General features: G+C 41.7%; 19 protein-coding genes. 6 read left to right on the top strand and 13 right to left on the bottom strand.

Features of this window, described 5'->3' with window-relative positions:
• Position 1: 1 nt before the first annotated feature.
• The 7 genes from UQW94_RS13670 to UQW94_RS13640 all read right to left on the bottom strand — a co-directional run bounded on the left by UQW94_RS13670 (position 2) and on the right by UQW94_RS13640 (position 7,403).
• Entirely contained in the window at positions 2 to 589 is a 588-nt protein-coding gene (locus tag UQW94_RS13670; RefSeq protein WP_130545081.1) for an HD domain-containing protein, read from the bottom strand.
• 1 nt (position 590) lies between these two features.
• Positions 591 to 1,175: a ribosomal protein S5-alanine N-acetyltransferase gene (rimJ, locus tag UQW94_RS13665; RefSeq protein WP_225474039.1), complete on the bottom strand. Its 585-nt coding sequence runs from the start codon at positions 1,173 to 1,175 to the stop codon at positions 591 to 593.
• A gap of 36 nt (positions 1,176 to 1,211) precedes the next feature.
• Positions 1,212 to 2,756: a transcriptional regulator TyrR gene (gene tyrR / locus UQW94_RS13660; RefSeq protein ID WP_005388272.1), complete on the bottom strand. Its 1,545-nt coding sequence runs from the start codon at positions 2,754 to 2,756 to the stop codon at positions 1,212 to 1,214.
• A gap of 100 nt (positions 2,757 to 2,856) precedes the next feature.
• Positions 2,857 to 3,897, bottom strand: coding sequence for a YcjF family protein (locus UQW94_RS13655; protein ID WP_005388274.1), 1,041 nt, complete (start codon positions 3,895 to 3,897; stop codon positions 2,857 to 2,859).
• A complete protein-coding gene (locus UQW94_RS13650) occupies positions 3,894 to 5,270 on the bottom strand; it encodes a YcjX family protein (protein ID WP_213868135.1) in 1,377 nt (458 codons plus the stop codon). Before UQW94_RS13650 ends, UQW94_RS13655 begins: the two co-directional genes overlap by 4 nt.
• Before the next feature lie 255 nt (positions 5,271 to 5,525).
• Complete coding sequence (locus UQW94_RS13645) at positions 5,526 to 5,711, bottom strand: hypothetical protein (RefSeq protein ID WP_005376906.1); 186 nt, start codon at positions 5,709 to 5,711, stop codon at positions 5,526 to 5,528.
• Between the two features lie 174 nt (positions 5,712 to 5,885).
• Positions 5,886 to 7,403, bottom strand: coding sequence for a fumarate hydratase (locus UQW94_RS13640; RefSeq protein ID WP_064354118.1), 1,518 nt, complete (start codon positions 7,401 to 7,403; stop codon positions 5,886 to 5,888).
• 270 nt (positions 7,404 to 7,673) lie between these two features.
• Between UQW94_RS13640 and pabB the strand changes: the two genes are divergently transcribed.
• A complete protein-coding gene (pabB, locus tag UQW94_RS13635; protein ID WP_064354119.1) occupies positions 7,674 to 9,038 on the top strand; it encodes an aminodeoxychorismate synthase component 1 in 1,365 nt (454 codons plus the stop codon).
• Positions 9,039 to 9,402: 364 nt separating this feature from the next.
• Here the strand turns inward: pabB and UQW94_RS13630 are convergent, their stop codons facing one another.
• Together UQW94_RS13630 and UQW94_RS13625 are read right to left on the bottom strand one after the other, a co-directional pair.
• The gene (locus UQW94_RS13630; protein ID WP_005376903.1) at positions 9,403 to 11,103 is read right to left on the bottom strand and encodes an ATP-binding protein; all 1,701 of its coding nucleotides are present in this window, start codon (positions 11,101 to 11,103) and stop codon (positions 9,403 to 9,405) included.
• 7 nt (positions 11,104 to 11,110) lie between these two features.
• On the bottom strand, positions 11,111 to 11,650 hold the full coding sequence (locus tag UQW94_RS13625; RefSeq protein ID WP_005388282.1) for a heme NO-binding domain-containing protein: 540 nt from the start codon (positions 11,648 to 11,650) through the stop codon (positions 11,111 to 11,113).
• A 231-nt stretch (positions 11,651 to 11,881) separates the two neighbouring features.
• Here UQW94_RS13625 and UQW94_RS13620 point away from each other — a divergent pair, with 231 nt between their 5' ends.
• The 5 genes from UQW94_RS13620 to UQW94_RS13600 all read left to right on the top strand — a co-directional run bounded on the left by UQW94_RS13620 (position 11,882) and on the right by UQW94_RS13600 (position 18,028).
• Positions 11,882 to 12,481, top strand: a complete 600-nt coding sequence (locus UQW94_RS13620) for a CoA pyrophosphatase (protein ID WP_005376901.1) — start codon at positions 11,882 to 11,884, stop codon at positions 12,479 to 12,481.
• A 345-nt stretch (positions 12,482 to 12,826) separates the two neighbouring features.
• On the top strand, positions 12,827 to 14,080 hold the full coding sequence (locus tag UQW94_RS13615; protein ID WP_005376900.1) for an aromatic amino acid transport family protein: 1,254 nt from the start codon (positions 12,827 to 12,829) through the stop codon (positions 14,078 to 14,080).
• A 97-nt stretch (positions 14,081 to 14,177) separates the two neighbouring features.
• Positions 14,178 to 15,539, top strand: coding sequence for an L-serine ammonia-lyase (locus UQW94_RS13610; RefSeq protein WP_005376899.1), 1,362 nt, complete (start codon positions 14,178 to 14,180; stop codon positions 15,537 to 15,539).
• Positions 15,540 to 15,750: 211 nt separating this feature from the next.
• The gene (locus UQW94_RS13605; RefSeq protein ID WP_322142286.1) at positions 15,751 to 17,466 is read left to right on the top strand and encodes an EAL domain-containing protein; all 1,716 of its coding nucleotides are present in this window, start codon (positions 15,751 to 15,753) and stop codon (positions 17,464 to 17,466) included.
• Positions 17,467 to 17,560: 94 nt separating this feature from the next.
• Entirely contained in the window at positions 17,561 to 18,028 is a 468-nt protein-coding gene (locus tag UQW94_RS13600; protein ID WP_025767296.1) for a GNAT family N-acetyltransferase, read from the top strand.
• An 89-nt stretch (positions 18,029 to 18,117) separates the two neighbouring features.
• Here UQW94_RS13600 and queD read toward each other — a convergent pair whose 3' ends face one another.
• The 4 genes from queD to UQW94_RS13580 form a co-directional block, all read right to left on the bottom strand.
• A complete protein-coding gene (gene queD, locus UQW94_RS13595; RefSeq protein ID WP_322142285.1) occupies positions 18,118 to 18,489 on the bottom strand; it encodes a 6-carboxytetrahydropterin synthase QueD in 372 nt (123 codons plus the stop codon).
• A gap of 584 nt (positions 18,490 to 19,073) precedes the next feature.
• Positions 19,074 to 19,991 (bottom strand): hypothetical protein, encoded by a 918-nt coding sequence (locus UQW94_RS13590; protein WP_318123029.1) that lies wholly within the window; start codon positions 19,989 to 19,991, stop codon positions 19,074 to 19,076.
• 20 nt (positions 19,992 to 20,011) lie between these two features.
• Positions 20,012 to 24,799 carry a PAS domain S-box protein gene (locus UQW94_RS13585; RefSeq protein WP_322142284.1) on the bottom strand — a complete coding sequence of 1,596 codons (4,788 nt, stop codon included), beginning with the start codon at positions 24,797 to 24,799 and terminating at the stop codon, positions 20,012 to 20,014.
• A complete protein-coding gene (locus UQW94_RS13580) occupies positions 24,799 to 26,001 on the bottom strand; it encodes an EAL domain-containing response regulator (RefSeq protein ID WP_322142283.1) in 1,203 nt (400 codons plus the stop codon). Before UQW94_RS13580 ends, UQW94_RS13585 begins: the two co-directional genes overlap by 1 nt.
• Positions 26,002 to 26,328: the final 327 nt, after the last annotated feature.

Raw genomic sequence — 26,328 nt, 5'->3', positions numbered from 1 at the left:
ATTACGATTTCAGCCAACCTTTCTCTGTGGCTTCTTCAATCAACTCTTTCGCTTTGTCCCATAAGGTAACAGAGCCAAATTCAATTCGTTTATTAATGGTAAGTGCTTGTTCGCGTGAGACACCATGTTCCTTCCAACTCTGACCATTATTATGGTAGTTCAAGAGCATTGGAATTAACCGATCGAGTGCTTTTGCATACTTAGCATCATCGGTCTGCGCGGCTTCAAATTCATGCCAAAGCGCCAATAGCTCTTGCTCCTGATCGCTGGGTAACATACCAAACAAGCGCTCTGCGGCTCTAATTTCTTTTTTTGCTTGCTCTTGAGACGCAGCAGTATCATAAACAAAGGTATCGCCCGCGTCGATCTCTACTACGTCATGTATCAATAACATTTTCATCACTCGGCAAATATCAACAGGTGCATTCGCATGCTCTTCCATCAATATTGCCATCAGTGCGACATGCCAACTATGCTCACCACTATTTTCGAGGCGCCCTTCAGCACTTTTAACTCGAGTTCGGCGCAAAATGCTTTTGAGTTTATCGAGCTCGATTACAAGTGCTAACTGCTTTTCCAATCGTTCCATACTATCGCCCTTCTGGCTGCCAATTCGGATTAATAAGCGACGTTAGAACGTGGTCTTGCCACTCACCATTAATCAAAAGGTAATCTTTTGCATACCCTTCTCGGTTGAAACCTACATGCTCTAGCACAGCTTCACTGCGTTTATTGTGAGGCATGTAGCCAGCTTGAATACGATGCAGTTTCTGAACGTTAAACATGTAGTCGCAAGCCATGGTTAATCCACGACGCATATAACCATGCCCTTGCGCTTTTTCAGCGAGAGAATATCCGACGTTACAAGAATAAAAAGGAAAACGACTCAAACTACTAAAGGATATCGTACCTAGCATTTCACCCGAAGAGGCTCTGACTAAAAGGCAATAATACCCCAATCCCATTCGATGCAGCTCATTGAGCTTGATAAGCTTTTGCAACCAACCGTTAACTGAGAAAAAAGCCTCTTCACGTTTCGGTTCAAACGGTTTCAGGTATTCTCGGTTCGCTTGAAAATAGTCGGCAATCATATCTGCGTCACCGATTTCAGCGGTACGAAGAAGCAAGTCACCGTCCAACTTATGAACGGCGATAGATGAGCTGTTATCTTCCATTACAAATGATTAATTCCGTCTTTTCGTTCAATTCGATTAATTCTTACGTATACCGTAATCACGCAGTTTATTAGCGATTGAGGTATGCGATACATTTAAGCGCTTAGCAAGCTTGCGGCTTGATGGGAATGACTGATACAAACGTTCCAGAACTTGAGATTCATAATCACGCATGATCTCATCCAATGAACCGTCGATGTTAAGCGTTGTACTACCAGCGCCGACTGACTGAGGCTGAGGTAAATTGAAGTGATCCGCGTTTAGTATACCACCATCCATTTCCGTGAGCGCTCGAAGAACCATGTTATCCAGCTGGCGCATGTTTCCTGGCCACTGATAATTTGCAAGGGCATCAACTAGACCATCATCAAACTCTGGCTTATCAATCCCAAGCTGTTGAGCATGTTTCGCCACAAACAACTCAAGCAATGGTGCAACGTCGTTTGAGCGCTTACGTAACGGAGGAATGCTGAGCGTAAGTACGTTGAGGCGATAATACAAATCTTCACGGAACATTCCTGCTTCAGAAAGCTCGGCAAGGTTATGTTTTGTTGAAGCGATGATACGAACATCGACATGCATCTCATCTTCTGCACCGACACGACGGAAATTACCATCTTGTAGAAAACGTAACAGCTTGATTTGAAGGTGCGAACTCATTTCACCGATTTCATCAAGAAATACCGTCCCGCCATTTGCTTGCTCAAAGATGCCTTTGTGGCCTTGTTCATGATTAAATGAACCCGGCGCATGACCAAAAAGTTCGGTTTCTGCTACATCGTCAGGCATCGAAGCACAACTCAAAACTAGGAATGGCTTGCTCGCACGGCTAGAACGGCTGTGGCAAGCTTTAGCAAGCATTTCTTTACCGGTCCCGGTTTCGCCCTCGATCAACAACGGTTGGTCAAGCACAGACAGCTTCTTAGCTTGGTTCATTAGTGCTTTATGACGGTTCGATATACCAACAAAGTGCTCAAAACCCAGAGGATTATGCAGCGGTAGCGCTTCTTCAATTCTGGCAACTTGCTGACTAGAGCGAATCGTCATTAGAGTACTCGCTAGAGTCGAGTTTTGCGCTTCGTCTCGGATATAAACTGGCATCAACTCTAGAACATAGTCCAAGCCATCAATCACAAGGTTTTCCCGCGTTCGACCATTAACACCTTCAGACCAACGAGAGAAACGAACACTTGGTAACAAAGCACCGATTTGAGTACCAATCACTTCTTGCTTGTGAAGGCCAAGCAATGAAAGTGCAGACATGTTTGCCATGTCTACAGCACCTTTAAGATCAATGGCAAAAACCGGATCGGGCAAGTTATCAACTAACGAGAGCAGCTCCGTATTGTGGCGCTCCATCGGCATAAACTGGATTTTACGTACGTCTTTCACCCCCGGAATACGGCGGATTTCAGCCATCAGCTCACTAAACGTATCAAAATCAATATCTGGGCAATTCAAATAGATAATACCGCTAATATCGATTTCGATACCACGCAAGTCGATGCTTTTAGACGCTAAAATATCGAGCAGTTCTCGGGTCAAGCCGAGTCGATCTTCACATAAGACTTCAAGACGCACTTAAAATATCCCAATTCACAACTGTCAGGAAAAGTTGACAGTAGTTTCTATCATGCTTGGAATGGCGTCAAGCAATCCTATCCATCAAAGTTGATATTCGTTACGGTTTCATCGTAATTGATGCAACTTTCGCCGCCACTGCCTTGCGTATGGTGCCCAACTTAACCTGACGGTCAGGATACCAGGGTAGTGGACGCAATAAGGTCATCGCTTTCAAGCCCAAACGTGCCGTTAGAATACCAACACCTAGTCCCTGCCCTGCACGAGCAGAAACTTTGCCAGCAAGATCCATCGACATCAAATCCATACTGGCATCAATAGCGAGCTCACTGGCACCAGCCGCCGCCATATTGACAAATACCGCTCTTAGTAACTTGATGCGAGATGCATAACCTAGCTCTACCCCATATACCTTGGAGAGGTTGTCGATCATTTTGAAATTTCGCCACGCCACCAGCAACATATCAGCGGCAGCCAGAGGGCTCACGGCGACTAGGGCCGCACACTCGGTTGCGTGCTGTGATACGATTTTCGTTGCCAACTTGTCTTGTTGGCTCACCACCATCGAGTCATACATATCAAGAATTTCAGCGTCACTATGAGCAGGGTTAATACTGTTCTGCCAACGATCAAAGCCCGGATTCTCTGCCATCACACCACTTTGTTCTGCTACGGTTTCGCAAAAGGCTTTCCCTTTCCCAACGCTCTCACTATTAACAAGTGCTTCTGCTTCTTCTTGAACACTAAAATGATTTCGTAGTTTTCGCAGTTTCCAAAGCTCTTTACCCATAGCTCCTAAACCAAGCGAAGCGATCGCAGCAATAAACCCCGTCCAGCTTAAGGCCAGCCAATCAGAAGCCTGAATTGCGGTTATAACCGAGTCCACCGCTTGCCAGCCAACCAAACCAGCAAAAGTTGCAAATGCGCCAGTCGCGAGCCATTTTCTGCCCGATTTTGGACGAATGACATGCTCGAGTTGCAATTCCTGTTCGGTCTCCTGGTGCGCTTCTTTAACTTCAACAGGTACAAATGTTTCTTTTTCGCCGAATGTTTGCTGCGCCGTCAACTCCGGTTGATTCGATTGCTGCTCTTTTTCCATTACCTTTTCAGAGAAAACTTGTTTTTGCTTCAACTCACTCATTTCAATTTATCTCCAATCAGGTAATCCAGTGCTTTGTCTAAGCGTATGTGCTTCACTGGCTCATCATTCGGTGAGGGCATCGGACGAAACGACGTAAAATCAAACCCGTTGTTTTGCCAATAAGCTGCATTTGGTAGCTTTTTCGGCACCTCTCCGGGAAACATAGTCATCGGCTCACCACCCAATGTTGTTCCTTGTAACGCCGGGATGGTCTTATCTCCAGAGGAAATAAACCCCGTCGTGGTTGCTTGGATGGAAGCGATACTCATGCAGCTCATCTCAATATTCTCGTAGGCTGCCGTTTGCCATGCTGGATGCACCATTTGTTGGAGCAGAGACACCAAATTTGGGTGCTGATCGGGCGTGATATGATCCGCTTTTGTAGCAGCAAACAACACTTTGTCGATTTTTGGTGAGAACAAACGACGCAAAAAGCTACTACGACCATAACGGAAGCTATGCATGATCTGTTCTAGCGCTTGGCGCATGTCGTAAAACGCTTCATCACCAGCATTGAGAGGCTGCAAACAATCCACCAGTACAATCTGGCGATCGAAGGTCGCAAAATGATGCTTATAAAACGCTTTCACTACTTTCTGTTGGTATTCCTGAAAACGGGCTTCTAGCATCGCTAAGTTACTGCCCTTGGGCGCTTTGCTTTCCGAATCAGCACGACACGGAAAAAACTGTAGCACCGGCGCGCCTGCTAGCTCACCAGGTAATACAAAGCGGCCAGGCTGAACCCAATGAAGGCCAGCGTCTTTACAAGAATGAAGGTACTCTGTGTATGTATGTGCAACTTTCTCAAGTAGTTTCTCATTCACTTCTGCAAAGAGATCCACTTTCTCCAGTTCAGAAAGCCAAGCTTTGGCTAAATCGCCACGCTGGCCTTTAAGTGCATCAAACTGAGTTTGCGACCACGTTGCAAAGTCCATGTCCAATAAAGGCAGGTCGAGCAACCACTCTCCTGGATAGTCGATAATATCAACATTTAAAATTGCGGTTTTACTCAACAGCTTTTTCGTAGTTTTATTTGGTTTGTACTTGAGCGCTAAGCGAATCTCACTCACATCACGTGTCGGTACTGGCCACTTAGGTGGAGTGGCATGAATTTGGCTCATCGCCTCATCGTAAGCAAAGCGTGGCACCATCATATTCGATTGAGGCTCACGCTTCGCCCCAATAAGGCGCTTATCTCTAGCCGCAGTCAAAAGAGGCAAATTGTCATGGGTTGCAGTATGAAGAAGCTGATTCACTAATGACGTGATGAATGCCGTCTTACCGGCACGAGAAAGTCCGGTGACAGCAATTCGAACATTAGAGTCCATACCTCTGTTGATAAAGTCATTAACTTCTTTCTTTATTCTCTTCATTACGCTTCTTTATCTTACTCCACTTTAAAACAACGTTGTCAGCGACTTCGAATTTCGAGCTATGAATACTGTTCTATCCCGAATCCTATGAGTTTAACTTTATATACCTTAATAAAAGATGAACAAAACATCCGGCTTAATGCTGTGTTAAAAAAGAAAAGCCCCTGAGTGGTTCAGAGGCTTACTTAATCTACAGCATTAGTAACTCTATATGCGCTGATTACTATGTTAAACAGGAACCCGCTTTCTTTAAGCCTAGTCGTCTTCGATCAACTTATAGATAACAAATAGAGCGATTTCTAAAATCAACCACAACACACATGTGATGGTCACGTACTTTTCATCAAAGATGCTGATACCGTGAAGAATCAAGTCATAGCCAACAAAGCCACCTATCACTACAGCAAGAATAATTTGTAGAATCTGAATAAAACGAGGCATGCCGTCTCCTAATTATTGTTCGCATAACGTTTGATTGCTATGCCTAAAGGTTTATATCCTTAATTATATAGACAAAAAGTGCAGGTTTCGCTGCACTTTTGTCAATTGTTTGCTAGGTAAATCAGCACCTTGTCACATTCTCTCTACTGAGACGCAGCAAGATTGCCCTTTGCCTTATGCTTCCATCTCTTGAATTTTCACTTTCCAAGTGTCTGGACCAATTTGGTGCGCGTTAACACCATTTGAGTCGACAGCCACTGTTACTGGCATATCTTCAACTTCAAATTCGTAAATCGCTTCCATACCTAAATCTTCAAATGCGACAACGCGAGCTTTCTTGATCGCTTTCGCCACCAAGTATGCAGCGCCACCTACAGCCATTAGGTAAACCGCTTTGTGATTCTTGATAGATTCAACCGTTGCAGGGCCACGCTCAGCTTTACCGATCATGCCCATGATGCCGGCCTTTTCTAGCATCATGTCGGTGAATTTATCCATACGCGTAGATGTTGTTGGGCCAGCAGGACCAACGACTTCATCACCAACTGCATCGACAGGGCCTACGTAGTAAATGAACTTACCGTTTAGATCTACGCCTTCAGGTAGACCTTCACCGTTATCTAGCATGCCTTGAATACGTTTATGCGCAGCATCACGACCAGTCAGAATTTTACCTGATAGAAGAACCGTTTCGCCTGTCTTCCACTCTTGTACTTCTTCTTTAGTAATTGTGTCTAAGTTTACGCGACGCGTATTTTCGCCCGCTTCCCAAGTGATATCTGGCCAATCTTTTAGTTTAGGTGGTGTTAGCTCTGCTGGGCCGCTACCATCAAGCGTGAAGTGTACGTGACGAGTCGCCGCACAGTTCGGGATCAAACAAACAGGCTTAGAAGCCGCGTGCGTTGGCGCAGTTTTGATTTTAACGTCGACAACAGTCGTCAAACCGCCAAGACCTTGCGCACCGATACCAAGTTTGTTCACGCGATTGAAGATATCCAAACGAAGCTCTTCTTCTGCGTTTTGTGGGCCACGGTCAATAAGCTCTTGAATATCGATGTGTTCCATTAGAGATTCTTTTGCCAATACCGCTGCTTTTTCAGCCGTACCGCCGATACCAATGCCAAGCATGCCAGGAGGACACCAGCCAGCCCCCATTGTTGGTAGCGTTTTTTCTACCCACTCAGCAATATCGTCAGATGGGTTTAGCATCACCATCTTAGTTTTGTTTTCGCTACCGCCGCCCTTCGCAGCGATCTGAATTTCAACTTTATCGCCCGGAACCATGTTGATATGTACGACGGCAGGCGTGTTGTCTTTGGTATTAATACGTTTACCAGCAGGGTCCATAAGTACTGACGCACGCAACGGGTTATCAGGGTTCGTGTACGCTTGTCGAACACCTTCATCTACCATCTGCTGAACCGTCATGTCGGTCGAATCCCATTGCACGCCCATACCGATGTTGACGAAACACGTCACAATACCAGTATCCTGACAAATTGGACGGTGACCTTCTGCGGACATTCGGGAGTTAATTAAGATCTGAGCTATCGCGTCTTTAGCGGCTTGGCTCTCTTCGCGGTGATAGGCTTTTTCAAGAGCTTGAACAAAGTCTAGCGGGTGGTAGTAAGAAATATACTGTAGCGCATCAGCGACACTGCTGATCACATCCTGCTTGCGTATTACCGTCATTACATGCCTCGTTATAGTTATGCTTCCATTATTGGCTTGGCTTCAATCGTGTTTGTTGAGCTTATTGCTCTTTTGAGCTTCGTTTTTTATAAACAATTGTCGAACGGCTGATATCGACACACGAAATGCTGAAGTTGCCTACTTGTAAACCATCTCAAAACCCTATGAATAGAGGGAGTTTGGCTATACAGAGGAATATGATACTCTTGCTGCCCATGACATGCCATGCAGTGAACGATCTCTTTGTCACAAATTACACAAATGAACAACATGGACAATCAATTCATTGATTTTAAAGCGCTGGAATACGCACCAGAGTTTGCTCTTCACCTTTTTTCTCGCATTCAACACCAGCCTTGGGCGATGTTGCTGCGTTCTGCATCAGAAACGCATATCGATAGCCGCTTCGATGTGTTGGTCGCCAACCCAATTGCAACGTTAGAAACCACTGCCGACAACACACAAGTTGAAACGCCATCGAATGCCTATTCAACTCAAGATGACCCATTTGCGCTGCTTCATCAGTTGCAAGAACAGTGGCTTCCTCACGTAGAGTTAAATAAAGAATTGGATCTGCCTTTTGTCGGCGGTGCGCTCGGTTACTTCAGTTACGATTTAGGTCGCCGCGTAGAAACGATGCCAGAAGTGGCAGAAAAGGACCTCAACACGCCGGATATGGCGGTAGGTCTGTATGAATGGGCCGTTGTTGTTGACCACCAGCTAAAAAAAGCATGCTTAGTCGGTCAGAACATCGAGCAAGCTTGGCAATGGTTAAACGAGCAAAAAGCAGAACAAACCGTTGACTTCGCTTTGTCTGGTGATTGGCAGTCAAACATGACGAAAGAGAGCTACGCCACTCGCTTTGACAAGGTGCAAGAATACTTGTTGAGCGGTGACTGTTATCAGATCAATTTGGCGCAGCGCTTTAACGCACCGTATCAAGGCAGCGAGTGGCAAGCGTATCTGAAATTGGAGTCCGCCAACCAAGCGCCATTCTCAGCGTTTATCCGTATGCCTGAGTCTTCGATTTTGAGTATCTCTCCAGAGCGCTTTTTAGAGCTCAAAGATCGCGTCATTGAAACAAAACCAATCAAAGGTACTCGCCCACGCAGCGAAGATCCAAAGAAAGATAACGCTAATGCCCATGACTTGCAGACAGCGGAAAAAGATCAGGCAGAAAACCTGATGATTGTCGATTTGCTGCGTAATGATATTGGTCGAGTTGCATCACCGGGTAGCGTTCACGTGCCAAAGTTGTTCGATATTGAAAGCTTCCCTGCCGTGCATCATTTGGTGAGCACCATTCGTGCAAATTTGGATGAACAATACGCTCCTGCGGATTTGCTGCGAGCGTGTTTTCCAGGCGGTTCAATTACGGGCGCACCTAAAGTTCGCGCAATGCAGATCATTGAAGAACTGGAGCCGCATCGACGCAGCGCGTATTGCGGCAGTATTGGCTACATTTCACGCCATGGTCGTATGGACACCAGCATTACTATCCGAACTCTTGTAGCGGAAAAAAACAAACTTTACGCTTGGGCTGGCGGCGGCGTCGTGGCAGATAGCGATTGCGCCTCTGAGTATCAAGAAACGTTGGATAAGCTTTCAAAGATTTTGCCAGCGCTGCAATCGTAGATTTCAACCGTGGACAACGTCGCTTTAATGCTATTGACGAAAACAATCTAAAACGCCTCCAGAACGGTAATGCCGCTCATTTAACAGCGAGTGGCATATTTCTGTATCTCATCACCCTGCACAGCGACGAAGGAGCGTGATACAGGTTCTTCTATTCAAGCACTTTGTGGTCAAATTTGTTTCATTACCCGCTCATCGTGCTGCTACTAGATTCTTAGTCTCGCCAAGGCTCGCTAGAATGACCCAAAAAACGTCGTTAAATGATCGGCATTATCCAGTGTGGTGCGTTTTTTTGTGTGTTTTATTTGCATGTACTTTAGCTTTTAGCCGTTGGCCAACAAACATACTTTTTAAGAGGCAGCGTCTACTGCTCAAGCCACTTACACATAATCTGTTCGATATCGGTTGCGGTGTACGGCTTAGTGAGGATGTCGTCCATGCCTGAATCAATGCACTTTTGACGCTCTTCGATGGTAGTGCCAGCGGTTAATGCAATAATAGGATGAGTAAAGCCACGCTCTCTCAGATACATCGTCGCCTCATAACCATCCATTTCAGGCATTCGGCAGTCCATGAATATCAGTTCGTAGTCTTTACTTTTCACCGCTTCTAATGCTTCTTTGCCGTTGGCTTTTAAATCAGGTGTAATGTCGAGTTTTTTCAGCATTTGAGTAACAATGACTTGATTCATTCTGATGTCATCAACCACTAATATTGAGCGTCCTGCTAAATCGCTTCGCTCTATGGTGACCAATTCCCCCTCTGCTGTGCCTTGTGCTTGCCCTTCCTCAAGAGGAATAGCAACTTTAAAAGTTGTGCCTTTGCGCTCTTCACTCTCAAAGCTAATTTGACCTTGCATCAAATCCACGAGATTTTTACAAATCGCGAGACCTAAACCTGAGCCTTCAAAGCTGCGTTTCGCCGAGCGATCAACTTGGACAAATGGATCAAAGAGTGACGGCTGTGCTTTTATTGGGATGCCAATACCAGTGTCTTCAACCTCAAAATAAGCCGTGCCGTTAAGCCATTCCACCCGTAACACGACGCCACCCAAGTGAGTAAACTTAATCGCGTTTCCCACCAAGTTAACCAAAATTTGTGTAATGCGCTCTAAGTCACCGACTAAAAATTCCGGGATCCCCAGCTTTTTGTCGATAGAGAAATGGATACGTTTTTCCGCAGCCTTAGCTGCAAATACACCCATGATGGCTTTTTCAAGTTCCTCCCAGGCAAAGACTTTATGTATGATTTCCATCATACCGGCATTCATCTTACTGAAATCAAGAAGATCATTAATGATAACTCTCAATAAGTCCCCTGATTGAGTCAGATTGCTCAAGTATTGACGCTGCTCTTCTTCTAATTGGGTTCGACTCAATAACTCCGCACTACCCAATACGCCATTGAGAGGAGTTCGCAGCTCATGGTTAATCATGGCGACAAACTCCTTCGTCGCTTTTTCTGATTCCTCAGCCCGCTTTCTCAGCTCGACCTCTCGCTCTAAACTTAAGTGTCGACCAATAACACCATGAACTAAGTCAGACACGAGCTCCATCTGTTTGGAAATAAAAGACTGATCGATTTGATCTTGCAACACAGAGAAAATCAACTCCCCAACCGTTTCCCCATCAATGATAACTGGCAAATGCAAATTCTCTCCCTGCCAATTAGGAGTGGTGAAAATCTCGTTGTTATGACGAAGCTGTAAGTGACCAAAGTGATGACGACGCAATGAGCTCAGCTTTGTAGCGTCAAGAAACAAGTAAGCCGCAGAAATGATCGAGTTAGAAGTGAGCTGCTCAATAAAGCTCGCTATCATTGCTTCATCGAACGTGCTCGATAAAAAAGTACGACCGAACTTAATCAACGTGGCATCAATTTGCTCTTCAAACTCAAACTTACGAAGATCCTTTTTAGATTTCAGCTCTAGCTTTTTCAATGCAACACTGAGTTGCTGGTTGGATTCATATAACTCTAAGCTTTTCTGTTCCAACAGCTGCTCAGCTGCTTTTCTTGATGCAACTTCTCGTTTGAGTTTCCTTTCTAATGAGGAACTTCCCGTCATATCGTTCTTATTGAGCCTCTAACCAAAAACGTACTTTGCTGCCATCTTCTGACTGGTTTTGATGTTTGATATGAACTACCTCACCAAAATGTGCAGCACAACCTTTTATCAATCCTAAGCATACGTGAGACATACATCTTGCGCTGTGGTAGTCAAATACCAATTGGGATTGGTTTTCACTAATGAAATCAAATTGCGGAGGGTTAGCATCAGGATAGAGCTTCTTAACTTCGACATGAATAAAGTCTTCAACATGGCGAACAAATTGAAACGTCGTTTCACACTGTTGCAAACTGGCGTGACTAGGAATGGAGCGAAGTAAATTCAAAAAGACGCACTCTCCAAACACTTCTTGCAGTTGCTCGGGGGGAACACCAGATACTTTACTGAGATTCACGATCAACTTAACCAAGTCTTTGTGATCGTAACTACCAACAGCGGTGTAAACACCTTCATCGTTAGAAAGATCGAGAACTTGGTCTAACACATCAAGACCGAATTTCTCTTCTACTAACTCCATGAACTCGGTGAAAATAATCCCTTTCATTGGCCAATACTTGTCCTATAGTGACGTCCTAAAATAAAGAATGGTGTATAACCTTATAAGTTTCAAATTAATATGTTCAAGCAGAGTGAGACACACAACACAAAGAGGGAAAGTGCTGGCGAGTGCTTTAATGCGAATGTTTTATTTGGTAACCAGTAACGATAACGCCATACGCTTTGCCGTCTTTGAGTATAATAAATAATGGTTAGGCACGATAAATAAGGACTCAGTTTGGTTATCGACAAAACTCATTTACTACAGAACTTTCAATTTCGGCTTCCAACGGGCTACCACAAAGAGTCCCTTGCACGACTGAAATGGATGAAAGAAAAGTCCCTGAGAGATGCGGCAGTCTTAATCGGTTTTGTGGAACGCGATGACGGGTTACAAGTCATTCTGACTAAGCGTGCAGCCCACTTACGCCATCATCCGGGTCAAATCAGCTTTCCCGGTGGCAAATATGAGCAGGAAGATATTCAGCTCGTGAATACCGCTTTAAGGGAAACCAAAGAAGAAGTTGGGATAGAAGATGAGCATATTCATGTGTTTGGTCAACTGCCTACACTACCAACGATTAGTCAATTTAATGTGACACCTTTTTTGGCTTTTGTTTCTCCGGAATATAAAACGCATATTGACCCAAATGAAGTAGAGTCAGTTTTTGAGGTTCCTGCCAACCATATTCTGAACCCCAAAAAATTGTATAGCACCAAATTTGACCTAAAAAGAAGCAGTCATCGTGTATTTGCTATTCCATATAGACAGCATTTCATCTGGGGCATGACGGCACAAATTATCGAATCAATGCAAAAACATATTATTTCACATTAAACAGTTGTTGATATCGGTGCTTTTATAGGCGCGATCATTATGCGCATCAATATTAATAAAACGTTGCTTCATAAACATTCATTCACATTAGATTAATTTTCCATTTTCACCGCAAACGCTTGCGGTGAAATAAATTTATACAAACAGCCCTATTGATAAGTTTTTCTAATTTTACTCATTAGCAGAAATCACGAGTAGCACATCATTTTCGTGATAAAAAGCAGGTTTTTGACATATCATTCAATAAGCGTAAGCAATAAATGATTTAGATCTAATTTTCCTAGTGTAAAATCTTGCAAAATTACTCCCGACTTATTTCCTGTTCCCAAAATGAGTAACTAAAAAATGAATACAACTACTTCTGCGGTTTCTACCGCACAATCGTCTAGTAAGTTTTCTTACAAAGACTTTACCTGGTGTCTGTCCCTTTTTGGTACGGCAGTAGGTGCAGGTGTACTGTTCCTTCCTATTAAAGCAGGTGCAGGTGGCTTTTGGCCATTAGTAATCCTAGCCCTAATCGCAGCACCAATGACTTGGTTCGCACACAAATCTTTAGCTCGTTTCGTTCTTTCTGCGAAAAACCCTGAAGCGGACATCACCGACACAGTAGAAGAGCACTTTGGTAAGACTGGCGCAAACCTTATTACGTTCGCTTACTTCTTCGCTATCTACCCAATCGTACTTATCTACGGTGTTGGTATCACAAACACAGTTGACTCTTTCCTAGTTAACCAAATGGGCATGGAATCTATTCCTCGCTGGCTACTTTCTGGTGCACTTATTGCTGCAATGACAGCAGGCGTAGTATTCGGTAAAGAGCTTATGCTGAAAGCAACTTCAGCAATGGTTTACCCTCTCGTGTTCATCCTACTAGCACTGTCTGTATACCTAATTCCTGGTTGGAACACTTCAATGATGGAAGTGTCGCCTGACTGGGGTGCAATGCCAGCTATCGTTTGGCTAGCAATCCCTGTTATTGTGTTCTCTTTCAACCACAGCCCAATCATTTCTCAATTCTCTAAAGAGCAACGTCGTGTATACGGTGATGACGCAGTTAAGAAAACTGACACTATCACTGGTGGCGCAGCAATGATGCTGATGGGCTTTGTTATGTTCTTCGTTTTCTCTGTTGTACTTTCTCTGTCTCCAGAGCAACTAGCAACAGCGCAAGAGCAAAACATCTCTGTTCTTTCTTACCTAGCAAACGTGCATGAATCTCCACTGATCTCTTACATGGGTCCATTGGTTGCTTTCGCAGCGATCACCTCTAGCTACTTTGGCCACTTCTTAGGCGCGCACGAAGGTCTAGTTGGTCTAGTGAAATCTCGTTCAAAATCACCAGTAAGCAAGATCGAGAAGATGTCTCTAATCTTCATTGTAATCACAACTTGGATCGTTGCTATCGTTAACCCAAGCATCCTAGGTATGATTGAAACAATGGGTGCACCGATGATTGCGGCAATCCTATTCTTGATGCCAATCTTCGCAATGCAAAAAGTTCCTGCGATGGCTAAGTACAAAACTTCAGCACCTGTGCAAATTTTCACAGCAATCTGTGGTCTTGCTGCAATTAGTTCTGTAATCTACGGCGCTCTTTAATCATCTCTGCCCAGTGCAGTATGATTAATCCAAAAATATAACGATAAAATTAAGCCTCCCAACTCCCCTTGGGAGGCTTTCTTCTGAGGTAATCGATATGATTAGTGTTTTTGATATCTATAAAATCGGTGTTGGACCTTCAAGCTCACACACTGTAGGCCCAATGAAAGCGGGTAAAGAGTTTATTGATGATCTTCGTGCAATGGGAAAACTGCGCGACATCACTAAAATCACCGTTGACGTTTATGGATCACTATCACTGACAGGGAAAGGTCACCACACAGATATTGCTATCATCATGGGTCTTGCAGGCAACACTCCTGAGAAAGTTGATATCGATTCTATCCCGGGCTTTATCGCTCGTGTAGAAGAAACTGAACGCCTTCCTGTTGGCATGCACTGTCACACAGTATCGTTCCCACGTGAAGGTGGAATGAACTTCCACAAAACAAACCTAGAGCTACACGAAAACGGCATGCAGATCCACGCTTGGATTGATGACGAAAAAGCGTACTCAAAAACTTACTACTCTATCGGCGGTGGTTTCATCGTTGATGAAGAAAATTTCGGTAAAGAAGCTGAGAACCCAGTAAAAGTACCTTACCCGTTTACAACGGCAGAGGAACTGGTTAACCAATGCCACGAAAGTGGATTGTCCATCAGCGCACTAACCATGAAGAATGAGCATGCGCTTCATTCAGATGAAGAAACTCGTACTTATTTCGCGAACATCTGGCGCACAATGCGCGAGTGTATGGATCGCGGTATGAATGAAGAAGGTATTTTGCCTGGTCCACTGCGTGTGCCTCGCCGTGCAGCAGCACTTCGCCAGCAGCTACTTACTTCAGAAAAGACAACAAACGACCCAATGTCTGTTGTTGATTGGGTAAACATGTTTGCTTTCGCAGTAAACGAAGAGAACGCAGCAGGTGGCCGCGTTGTTACAGCACCAACTAACGGTGCGTGTGGCATCATCCCTGCGGTACTGGCTTACTACGATAAGTTCATCCAAACTGTGACTGAAAAAGATTACATCCGTTACTTTGCAGCTTCTGGCGCAATCGGAGGTCTTTACAAGCGTAACGCGTCTATCTCTGGTGCAGAGGTTGGCTGTCAGGGTGAAGTTGGCGTGGCATGTTCTATGGCAGCAGCAGGCCTTGCTGAGCTTATGGGTGGTAGCCCAGAGCAAGTATGTATGGCAGCAGAAATCGCGATGGAGCACAACTTAGGTCTAACGTGTGACCCAGTTGCAGGTCAGGTTCAGGTTCCATGTATTGAGCGTAACGGTATTGCGGCAGTAAAAGCAATCAACTCTACTCGCATGGCACTACGTCGCTCTTCAGCTCCAACTGTTTCTCTAGATAAGGTTATCGAAACCATGCTAGAAACAGGTAAAGACATGAACGCGAAATACCGCGAAACATCTCAAGGTGGTCTAGCAATCAAAGTGATTTGCTAACACGCCTTTCTGAATACCAATCAAAACCCGAGTTTATGCTCGGGTTTTTTTATACCTAAAAAATCCAGGAAAATGCGTTATCAGGACAAGTAAAAAAAACCTAAAACGTTGAATATATCCAAATATTATGGATATCTCAGTAAAAAATCACATCTCTTCCCTAGCTTTATTGATAACGTAGCCAAAAATTAAACTTGGAGCACATCAACACATGATTAGGTTTGAAATTGGAAACCAAATCTGCGTTTGCTTGTCCGAAAACGAAATATCTCTAGAGCTCAATCAGTCACTCCACCACTCCATTCCTGTCAACCCAAATGAGTACGCCATTCTGTCAACTATCGCCACATACGGCAGTTTAAATACGCCGATTAGTCAGCGGTTAATAGAAAGCAAAATCACTCAACAATACAAAATGACACTGCCTGAAAATGGCTTTAAAAACGCGGTGGCCGCTCTAAGAAAGAAATTTCGCAAGCTCACGGAAGAACACTTAACCACTAACAAAAACATTATCGAAAACATTCACCGGACCGGATACTTCATCCCTTTTACTATGCAAAACAACCACCAGAATGGCATCGAACATCAACAGAAGATCAATCAATACACAACCAATAGTCTTCGAAAAGCACTTCGTATTTGCCTGCGTAATAAAAAGATCTATTCAGAAGCGATGTGGGTTGTGTTGATCACTGCGATCATTTTCTTTGCTATCTGTTACTACGCGATAAACAGCATCGTTAAACATAATTATCTGGATAACGCCTTCGAAATTGCAGAGAGCCTTTCCCGCAGGAGTTGCTTTGCTAATGAAAGCGAACTGAAGTCGCTATTTGATAATGTGAAGTTGGTGGAATCGAGCATGATGCTAGATCGTTTCAATATTCGATGCTTAGTCACTCCAGAAACCGTTGTCCCTGTCAGCAAAAAAGCCTTTGAAGAGTGGAGTAACAATAACAATTACACGACCCAATCATTTGACTTAAATAACGCAACTGTTTTGGTTCGTGTTAAAAACATTAACTTATCCGACAATGTTGAAAATCATATTTCACGTTTTTTTCTTTCCGGTATGAAGCTATCAACGAATACCGGAACGTCGTTAGAGATTGGTAACACCAATGAACGCTTTTTCAATTATCACGTAAAGAATAGTGGCTATAAAGAGGTGTATTACATCTCTGGACCGTTTCAAAGTATCATTCTACTGAGCTTACTTTTTCTCATTATACTGCGTCACCGCTCCCTACAAGCCTTTATGGCTTACTTGTGCGCAATTCGACAATTCAAAATAAAACTGGAGCCGATTTATAACACTTCGGCACAAAAGATTGTGCACTACGAAGCCCTCTCCCGGTTTAAGGTAAAAAATACGCAACGGTTTATTGAAACACTGATCCGCAATGGATTGCTGCTAACTCATACCTTACTGGTGATTGATTCCATCTACACCAAACAAAAAGCGTTGCCCATCCCTATCAGCATTAACGTTTGTCCTTCTTTGCTGCGAGGGCGTAACTTTTCAATCCTATATAGAGAGCTATCTAATCGGGATTGCCGTTTGCTGACAATCGAAATCACAGAAAATGCATCGATGTACTATACCTCTGAGATTTATGGCAATGTCGCAAAACTAAAAGCTCTGGATTGTAAAATCAGTATTGATGACTTTGGCACCGGCAATAATAACGTGGCGCTTATCAGCAAGCTGAATCCGGACTACCTCAAAATCGACCGAGAATTTGTTATTGGCCTAAAATCTGATGATAAAAAGATAGAAACCTTGCGTCAGTTAATTGCTATGGGCAATACGTATCGCTGCACGATCATTGTTGAAGGCGTAGAAACGGCAGACAGTGCTCACTTACTCACAACATTGGGCGCCTATATTCACCAAGGTTATTATTACCCTCTTCATTGCTAGCTTTTCTTCACTCGGTTAGTTACTTAAAATAGATTTAATACTCTATAAAAACTCGTGGTGGCATAAAGGTATGCCGCCAATTTGTGATTGAGCGATGATTGCGATTAAACCCACCAAACTGAAAGATTTTTCAAGTTTGATGCAATTGGATGTGCAAGAAGAGCAAAAAGGATTTTTTACGCCGTTTGAAATGGCTTATCAAAAACGTAGTAAGTCAGAGGCGTTCTTTACGATTTATTCTGATGACCTATTAGTAGGCTATCTTGTTATCGATAAAGGTTTCTCCCAACATGCACCGTTTGCTAAACGATACGAACTGGAGCTTAAATACTTGATGATTGATCAACGTTTTCAACGTCAAAGGGTTGGGAGTGAGGCATTGCGTAAACTGTTCCTTTATGCGTATACCATTAACCCTAAAAGCACCTCTCTTTGCGCCACTGTTCCACAAAGTCAGCAATACGCTATCAGTTTTCTTGATGCGTGCGGATTCATTAATACAGAGGAAACAACATTGGGTGATAATGAAAAAGAATGGATTCTACGACACCCATTAAGCTAGCTGGTGAAGCATAATCAAAATTGGGCCATTCAGATACAACAAAGGCAAGCTTCTCGCTTGCCTTTGTTTAATGCTCAATAGAAAGTGACTTATTCGCCTTTGTAAATACAACCCGCTGTGCACGTTTCTTTGATTTCTACTTTACTTAGCTGTGGTAAGCTTGGCTTAAGCTGCTGCCAAATCCATTTTGCTAACACTTCGCTAGTCGGGTTCTCTAACCCTTCAATGTCGTTTAGGTAGTAATGGTCTAAGCGATTGTAAATTGGTTTAAATGCAGCTTTGATCTCTGCAAAATCCACTACCCAACCTGTATGTGGATCAACTTCACCTTCTACATAAAGACGAACAAGGAAAGAGTGTCCGTGCAAACGACCACACTTGTGACCTTCTGGTACGTGTGGCAAATGGTGTGCTGCTTCGAACATAAACTCTTTGTATATTTCAGATGTATAAGATGACAACTTAGTAAACCTCTGTTTTAAATGACTTTTCACACCGCGATTTGAGTATTAATACGTCTCGATAGAAACACTCACATACACGCTGTATTTCTCATACTCCTCGATGTACAAAAATCTTAATGATGGAGCAGAGAGCGATAAATAACGACACGGTTATTATCCTTAGCACAGAACCAACGTGCAAGCTTTCTAAAAGTAAGTTCATGACAAAAAGAACTCTCAATGCAACCCATTTAGTAGATACTAGTTATTCTTTCTTCATATCACCAGTCATACTCAAGGACGGTAACTGGCTATTGGCATCGTGCTTACATTGAACACTGTAGAACGTCTCATTGTATTCAAAAGTACCCATACGAGTTTTTCTATATGCAATCAGACAACTTCAGCTTAAAATTATCGTAGGTTACCAACGGCTAACAAATACACCCAGTCGATCACGTGAGTTGATTAGTCTTAATAAATTAGTCCTAGTTCGTAAAGAACGCCGACAAACCCGAAGCTATCGAAAAAATATAAATTAAAAAGAAAATCATATGAAACATGCTGTCGAGATATTAATTAAAATTACAACATCTCTATTCTTATTGAGCGTCTTTTATAGCTTCAATAACTGTATCGTCTAAGTTTTTATTATATAAATGTTTCTTACATCCGATTTTAACCTGAAGCTCTAAATTAGATATATTTTTGTACAACTCATGGTATAGATTATTAAAATCTATAGTGTTTATATCATGTACTAATATAGTAAAGATGCTATCATTTAGTCTGGCTATATAATTATCACCTCTTTGAAAATTTTTTAAAATTTCACATAAATTGTATAAATTACTCTTATAAGAGTCTCCACTCTCATCAAATATACCCAGTGCATCAATAGCAATTATATATAATGGAACACCAACGGTTCTGACATCGCTCTGCTCTTTTTCTAAAAATATAGACCAACCTAATCTATTAAAAAAACCAGTCTCAGCGTCCTTAAACTGACTTGGGAGGTGGTACATTTGTCTACTCGCCGCGGTATTTCTCTCTATTTCCATACACAGCATGCTAGACAAAAGCTTTGAAATAAGCTCTACCGTGGCTTGCCCATCAGATGGAATAGATTTATGAACTGCAGTATCTATAGCACACAATGTTCCAAACAACTCCCCATCAGGGTAACAGATAGGGATTCCAACATAAGAGCAAATACTTAGCTGTTGGTTTATAGGTGCACATTTGTAATTTTCAATAGCTTGCACAGAAGGAGCCCACCTAGGCCCGTTACCTTGTACCATTCGGCTACAAATCGAATCGCTCCAAACCAACGTCGATAGCTCCTTAATATTGTACTTGTCGCTTTCTACCTGCAAAATGATCCAATCTTCTTCATTTTTTCTTGTTAACATCCAGGCGCCAAATCCATACTTTTTATGAAGATACTTCAGTGTAAAGCGACTAGCTTCTTCGAAGGAGTCGAAAGGAGCTTGATCTATCGTATTTGAGTTAAACATCCATATCTCCTAAAGGAACGCTAAATTATATTCTCTTGCATTAACTGGCTCTCAACCTGTTTAATGAGCTGCTTTATCTCTCTCATAAGAGAGTCAACTTTCGTAGCATTGACGTAGTTTTCTTCTAACCTTTTGAATAAAACCCCTAATGACAATACCCCACTTGATGTAGCCGCGCCCTTAGCTCCATGAGCAAGGTTTCTCACTAGTTCAAGGTTAGCCTCTTTAATGGCAACTTCTAGATTCTCTATGTCTCGAACAATATTATCCCAAAACATTGAGAGCACTGCTTTCTGCATCTCCACATTGTCAGACCCGATAACGGCGGATAGATGATCATAATCGATCAATTTAGAGAAATTAGCCTTCTCAATTGAATTCATATGCGATGTTTCAATCAGCTTAGTATCACTCTTGTTTCTTAATGTTTTTCCCCTTAAGCGTAACGACAGCACTCTATTCAACGTTTTTAACTCCACAGGTTTAGTTATGTAGTCATCCATACCGGCTTCTAAACAATGCTCAGCCTCACCTAACATTGCATTAGCGGTAAGGGCGATAATTAGTGTTCTCCCCTCGCCCCTCATTTCCTCTACTCGCCTTATTTCTGATGTCAACTCAAATCCATCCATCCTTGGCATATGACAATCTGTTAATACTAAGTCATAATCTCCCTCTGACCATCGTTCAAAAGCCTCTTTTCCATCAGAAGCCATATCATAACTGAAACCAAGATGGTCCAGCTGTTGAGATAGAACTAACTGGTTAGTCGGTTGATCTTCAGCACAAAGTATAGTGATGCCACTTTTATCCTTATCATTCGAATCAAACTGACAATTATCTTTACCATAAAGGCACTCAGACCAATCAAAGTCAGGGCTTTCTTTTCCAGATAACACCGCAAGGGCCGTAATAAAATCACTGGGTTTGAAAGGATGTGTACCAATCACATACTTATTAGGTTTAATATAACCTTTAATTGCTGTTGGATTATCTATGACTTCTAAAACACGGCATTTACTATTTTCATCTAATTGGTTTGCTTGGTCACCAATATAAATAATGCTCGACTCACTCTGATTCGTTAATTTTTCAATCTCATCAAAAATATCTGCCACCTTGAGGTCCAAAAGCATTTTTCTGACAATATGAGATAAGTTTTCATCATCGATTTTTAATACAACTTTAAAACTCGATAGTTCATAACTGTAGAGTGCTGGCGACGATTCATTAGGCTCTGCGGGAATGGAGAATGAAAAACAGCTTCCGTAACCAAGCTTGCTTGAAACTTCTATTTGTCCTCCCATAAGCTCAACAAAGGATCTGCTAATACTAAGCCCTAAACCTGTACCTCCAAATTTTCGTGTAGTTGAGCTGTCCGCTTGAACGAAAGGAGTGAAGAGTCGAGACACTTGCTCTGGGCTCATTCCTACTCCGTTATCGTCAACTGAGATTCTTAAACTATTGTTTTGATAACTTACACATAATTTGATAACTCCTTTTTTCTCTTCGCTACTTGTAAATTTGATAGCGTTACCTAACAAATTTAGAAGGACTTGACGAATTCTAACGGTGTCTAGCAGTAGTTCTTGAGGAATTGTATTTTCGAAATAAAGATACAAACTGATACCTTTCTGATGAGCATTAACCCATAAGGCATCTAGGGTTTTTTCAATTAAACTGAGAATATTTACAGTGGTAAGGTCAAGCTCGATTTTTCCTGACTCTATTTTTGAAAAGTCTAATATGTCGTTTATTATCTCTAGCAAAGAAAACGATGAATCACGTATTGTACGAACCATACTGTGCTGATCTGTACTCAGATTTGTTTCTTTAAGTAAATCAACCATACCGATTACACCATTCATAGGCGTACGTATTTCATGACTCATGGTAGCGAGAAAACGAGACTTCGCAGCATTAGCCTGTTTTGCCGATAAGGTTTCACGCTCTAAAGCAGCTTGAGCATCCTTCTCATCAGTGATATCCACGTTAACTCCAAAAACCATCTCATCACCAGATTCTTTGTCGAAGACAACATCTCCAGCCGCTTTTATCCACCGAATTTGATCTGTATCTTGATTAATTATTCTAAACTCAGCGTTGAATACTTCCTTGGTTTCTAGAGATTTAGTAAAGGCATTTGTTGCTTGTTCGTAATCGTCTGGATGTATTGCTCCTTCCCAATCTTTTACTGAAAGCTTAGTGCCTTTTTGGACGCCATAAAGCTCATACATCTTATCGTCCCACTTAAAAACTCCTGATTCCGTGTTCAGCACCCAATTGCTAATTCCTCCTGCATCCGAAGCTAAGCGCATACCCCTTAATAACTCATCTCTAGATCTTTTCGCCGATCGAAGCTCTTTCTCAATTTTCTTCCGATTAGATATATCTTCTATTACTGATATAAAATATTTAGGTTGATTATCATCGTCTAAAACAGCCGATACAGAAACCGTAGCCCAAAATATTCCTTTTTCTTTACTAAGATATCGCTTGTCTATTGAAAAACTACGCTTTTTACCTTCAATTAATAAAGACATCATTGCTCGACTTTTGTTGAGGTCGTCGAGATGAGTAACCTCTTCTACTGACATACAAAGTAATTGCTTTTCACTGTAGCCAAATATGTCACACATTTTATCGTTAACTTCGATGAAACTTCCCTCTAAACTAACACGACAAATTCCTACAGCGGCTTGGCTAAAAGCGGCTCTGTAGATAACTTCTCGTTCACGTAGTTCGTTTTGAAGCATTAATTCTCGTTGCTTTGTATCCTCTTGACTAGTTATATCTTTTATAATCCCAACAAACACTTGAGAGTCATCAACCTTAGTTTCTCCTACAGATATCTCTATTGGAAAAACACGTCCTGACTTATGCAAACCTTTAACTTTTCTTGGAGTTCCAATTAACTTCTTATCACCAGTAAACAAAAACTTACGAATATATTCATCATGTTCATGAGCATAACTCGATGGCATAAGTATAGAAACATTCTCTCCGATTAGTTCTTCTCTAACACGTCCAAATATAAGTTCAGTTGATCGATTAATATCTAATACAATTCCATTTTTGTCGATAACAACGGTGCCATCTAAAGCGGTATCAAATACCGTTCTTAATCGAGTCTCAGACTCTCTAGCTTCTTTTGTTCTAGTTTGTATTTCTCTTTCCAGCTTAATCTTTGTCTCTTCTTCACGTCTTTTTATCTCTGTTATATCAGTAATGATACCAATGAAATGTGTGATTTTATTTTCATCATCAAAAACTGGGTCAATTCTTAAATTATTGTAGAATAATGTTCCATCTTTACGGTAGTTCCGCAAAATAACAGATATAGATGAGTTGTTTTTTAGAGCCTCACGTATCGCCTCCAAACCATCTTGTTCTTTATCGTCACCTTGTAAAAATCGACAGTTTCTACCAAGAACTTCCTCTTTAGAATAACCTGTAAGAATTTCAAAAGCTCTATTTGCAAAAATAATTGGATAATCTTCCCGATTAATATCAGTAACAATTATTCCTGATGCTGTAGAGTCTATTGCTTTACTCTGAATATCTAACAAAAACTTTTGTTCATCCGTTTCTTTCGTCAGCCTTTCTCTTTCGATAACAATTTCTTTTAAATTATTAAGCTCTGCTACCATAACCGCTAGTTCATTTTTACCGTAAATAGCAGGAAGCTCTATATTCTTCTCTCCACTTGCTAATCGCTTAATACTCAGCGCTAAGGCACTTAGCGGACGAGCAATCTGTTTGCCCAAATAGAATGATACTAGTAAAATCAAACCCAAAATTAGTATTGAAAGAAGCAATGTATTTTTAAAAAGGGAGTCAGACTCGTAAAATGCTTCATCAACACCAACACGAATCATTGCAGACCAACCCAGACCAGGGTAATCATAAGCACCACTGGTATGTGCGTAACCTGTAACTTGTTGCACTTGTTTTCGAAAATGTCTTGAAATATTAGACCCACTGAGCCCTGCGACCGCCAGTCTTGCTCCCTCGACACCATTATTTGCTAGATTCAAACGACTTAAGACACTAAAATCTCGTGTATATCTTGACTTACTCTGTCCAACAGGATCATAGTCCACGATAATTCTTCCTTGATCATCAAGGATGGTTAGCTCTGCACTTTGCAGCCCTCGGCTTGAAAGTAGCTCATATGTTTCCTCAACTATCTTTTCGACCGCGCTAAAATCGACGACATTTACCCAAAGTCCTATACTTTGACCATTAGCGTTGCGAATAACTGATGCAAAAAGCATATCGAAAGAGTTAGAGTCATTATCAATCAAATATCGATTCGGACCCGTTACATAACTGCTTTCTGGTTGCTCTGGCTCAAGCGTAAGACCATTCATAGCCTCTTGAAACCAGATGCTATCACGTATTTTACTAGGGCTTATATCAAGATCTATGAGTTCCTTTCCAAAAGGATTTTCAGAGTTGCTAGCTAAAACATTTCCATTAGAATCAAATATTATTACTCGTCTATACACCTTATAATTTCTTACAAAATCATTTAGGTTATCTATAACTTTAGGACTGAGAGCGTTTTTGTCTAAATAATTCACTTCAAATTGACCTAAAGAAAGTTTAAAAGCCTGTACATCGTGATATCGTTCAAATAAATTTCTCTCTATTAGTCTAATTAATAAAGTGGCTTCCCTTTCTATATTTGTTAAAGTGGTATCCTGAAGAATATCTTTACCTTTCCAAGAAACAAATGTAACCGCACTTAGCATAACCAAACTTAATATAAAAAATAATAAAGGTAACTTAATAGAAAACTTCATTAACGACTCTCACTATTAAAGTTAAATTCATTAATTACATTTATTATTTCACTAGACTTAGTTGGTATGTAATAAAAATATCCCTGTCCTATTTCACAACCCTTACTAATTAGAAACTCCTCCACCTCAATGCTTTCAATACCTTCTGCAACAACTGACATTCCTAGCGCTTTTCCCATTGCTATACTTTGCTCAACAATCGCAGCAGACTTAATGTTAGTGAGACAGTTAAAAACAAACTCTTTATCTATTTTTATTTCATTAAATGGGATCGTATGTAACTTAGCTATTGATGAGTACCCAGTACCAAAGTCATCGATAGATAACTTAAATTTCATAATTCTCAACCTGAGCATTTGAGTATCGACAATAGTCGGGCTGGAGCTTATTGCTGTTTCAGTTAACTCACAAATAATGTTTTCATGTGGAATACCATACTTATCAACCGTTCTACAGAGCCAATTGGGAAAGTCATTATTTTCTAAAACTTTCCCTGATATATTAAACGCATATGTTAGATCACAAAAAGAGTCATAGTTTTCTGATATTTCTTTCAAGGCCTTATCAATAACATTCTTCGTAAGATCAAGTATGATAGAAGGAGACCTTTCTGCTGTGGGAATAAAACTATCCGGTGGGATCAATGAACCTTGGTCATCACTAATTCGTGCTAAAATTTCTACACCTTTCATCTTTCTTGACGCCAGATCTACTTGAGGTTGAAAGTAAGCTTCAATTTTCTGTGCTTCTAGGTATTTAACTAGTTCATCTTCAGGCAGTTCGAAAAGTTGTGTTTCTGTACGTTTAAGAGTGGGTAACGCTTCAATTCCCTCTATGATATTTTGAACCACTTTAAACGTTATAGGTTTTTCTACACACCCTATAATGTTCAAGTCATAAAAGCGCGCTAAGTTAGATGTAGATGCTAAGATTTCTTGTTCTTCACTACTAATGATTATGACAGCACCTGGAAACTTCATGGTACCTAAAAACATCAGGACCTCGAAGCCATCCTCTACTGGCATATTCAAGTCACAAAAAATTACGTCGAATTCGTCAAACGCCACAAGCTCCTTTGCTTTCTTGCCATTTTCAGCTTCTAAAACTTTCTTTATACCTAAGTTATTCAAACAGATCGTTAATGTTTTCCTGACCACTGGCTGATCGTCAACTACGAGTATCTTATATTCTGAAGTCTTCACGCTATCCTCCCCTTCAGAAAGATGTGAGCCACTAACTACAAGTACTTCACTTCTATCAATTTTCAGTGTAGATGCGAGCAACGGTTTATGCCAAAATTACGCGTGATTACATGTGCTGCTCTCAAAAATGACGTATGTTTTGGTTCAACTTTACTAAATACAAACGCAACAAAACGTGGAGGGCTCTCAGCGCAAGTAATCAAAACTTTTGTCTCGGCGTCGTATTTTTGTCACGCGCCAAACATTTGATTACACAGCACTCACATCACAATTACATATCCCCAACATGTGTGGGGTCACAATCATTCATTTCGTTGTTCGCAGTGC

It is taken from the genome of Vibrio sp. PBL-C16, assembly GCF_034321865.1.
Lineage (GTDB): Bacteria > Pseudomonadota > Gammaproteobacteria > Enterobacterales > Vibrionaceae > Vibrio > Vibrio alginolyticus.
This window is presented reverse-complemented; position numbering and strand designations above follow the sequence as displayed.

Bases quoted from the DNA above. Each gene is read 5' to 3' on its own strand.
- UQW94_RS13670 (WP_130545081.1), bottom strand. From the start codon at position 589: ATGGAACGATTGGAAAAGCAGTTAGCACTTGTAATCGAGCTCGATAAA.
- rimJ (WP_225474039.1), bottom strand. From the start codon at position 1,175: ATGGAAGATAACAGCTCATCTATCGCCGTTCATAAGTTGGACGGTGAC.
- UQW94_RS13655 (WP_005388274.1), bottom strand. From the start codon at position 3,897: ATGAGTGAGTTGAAGCAAAAACAAGTTTTCTCTGAAAAGGTAATGGAA.
- UQW94_RS13650 (WP_213868135.1), bottom strand. From the start codon at position 5,270: ATGAAGAGAATAAAGAAAGAAGTTAATGACTTTATCAACAGAGGTATG.
- UQW94_RS13645 (WP_005376906.1), bottom strand. From the start codon at position 5,711: ATGCCTCGTTTTATTCAGATTCTACAAATTATTCTTGCTGTAGTGATA.
- UQW94_RS13640 (WP_064354118.1), bottom strand. From the start codon at position 7,403: ATGACGGTAATACGCAAGCAGGATGTGATCAGCAGTGTCGCTGATGCG.
- pabB (WP_064354119.1), top strand. From the start codon at position 7,674: ATGGACAATCAATTCATTGATTTTAAAGCGCTGGAATACGCACCAGAG.
- UQW94_RS13630 (WP_005376903.1), bottom strand. From the start codon at position 11,103: ATGACGGGAAGTTCCTCATTAGAAAGGAAACTCAAACGAGAAGTTGCA.
- UQW94_RS13625 (WP_005388282.1), bottom strand. From the start codon at position 11,650: ATGAAAGGGATTATTTTCACCGAGTTCATGGAGTTAGTAGAAGAGAAA.
- UQW94_RS13615 (WP_005376900.1), top strand. From the start codon at position 12,827: ATGAATACAACTACTTCTGCGGTTTCTACCGCACAATCGTCTAGTAAG.
- UQW94_RS13610 (WP_005376899.1), top strand. From the start codon at position 14,178: ATGATTAGTGTTTTTGATATCTATAAAATCGGTGTTGGACCTTCAAGC.
- UQW94_RS13605 (WP_322142286.1), top strand. From the start codon at position 15,751: ATGATTAGGTTTGAAATTGGAAACCAAATCTGCGTTTGCTTGTCCGAA.
- UQW94_RS13600 (WP_025767296.1), top strand. From the start codon at position 17,561: ATGATTGCGATTAAACCCACCAAACTGAAAGATTTTTCAAGTTTGATG.
- UQW94_RS13590 (WP_318123029.1), bottom strand. From the start codon at position 19,991: ATGTTTAACTCAAATACGATAGATCAAGCTCCTTTCGACTCCTTCGAA.
- UQW94_RS13585 (WP_322142284.1), bottom strand. From the start codon at position 24,799: ATGAAGTTTTCTATTAAGTTACCTTTATTATTTTTTATATTAAGTTTG.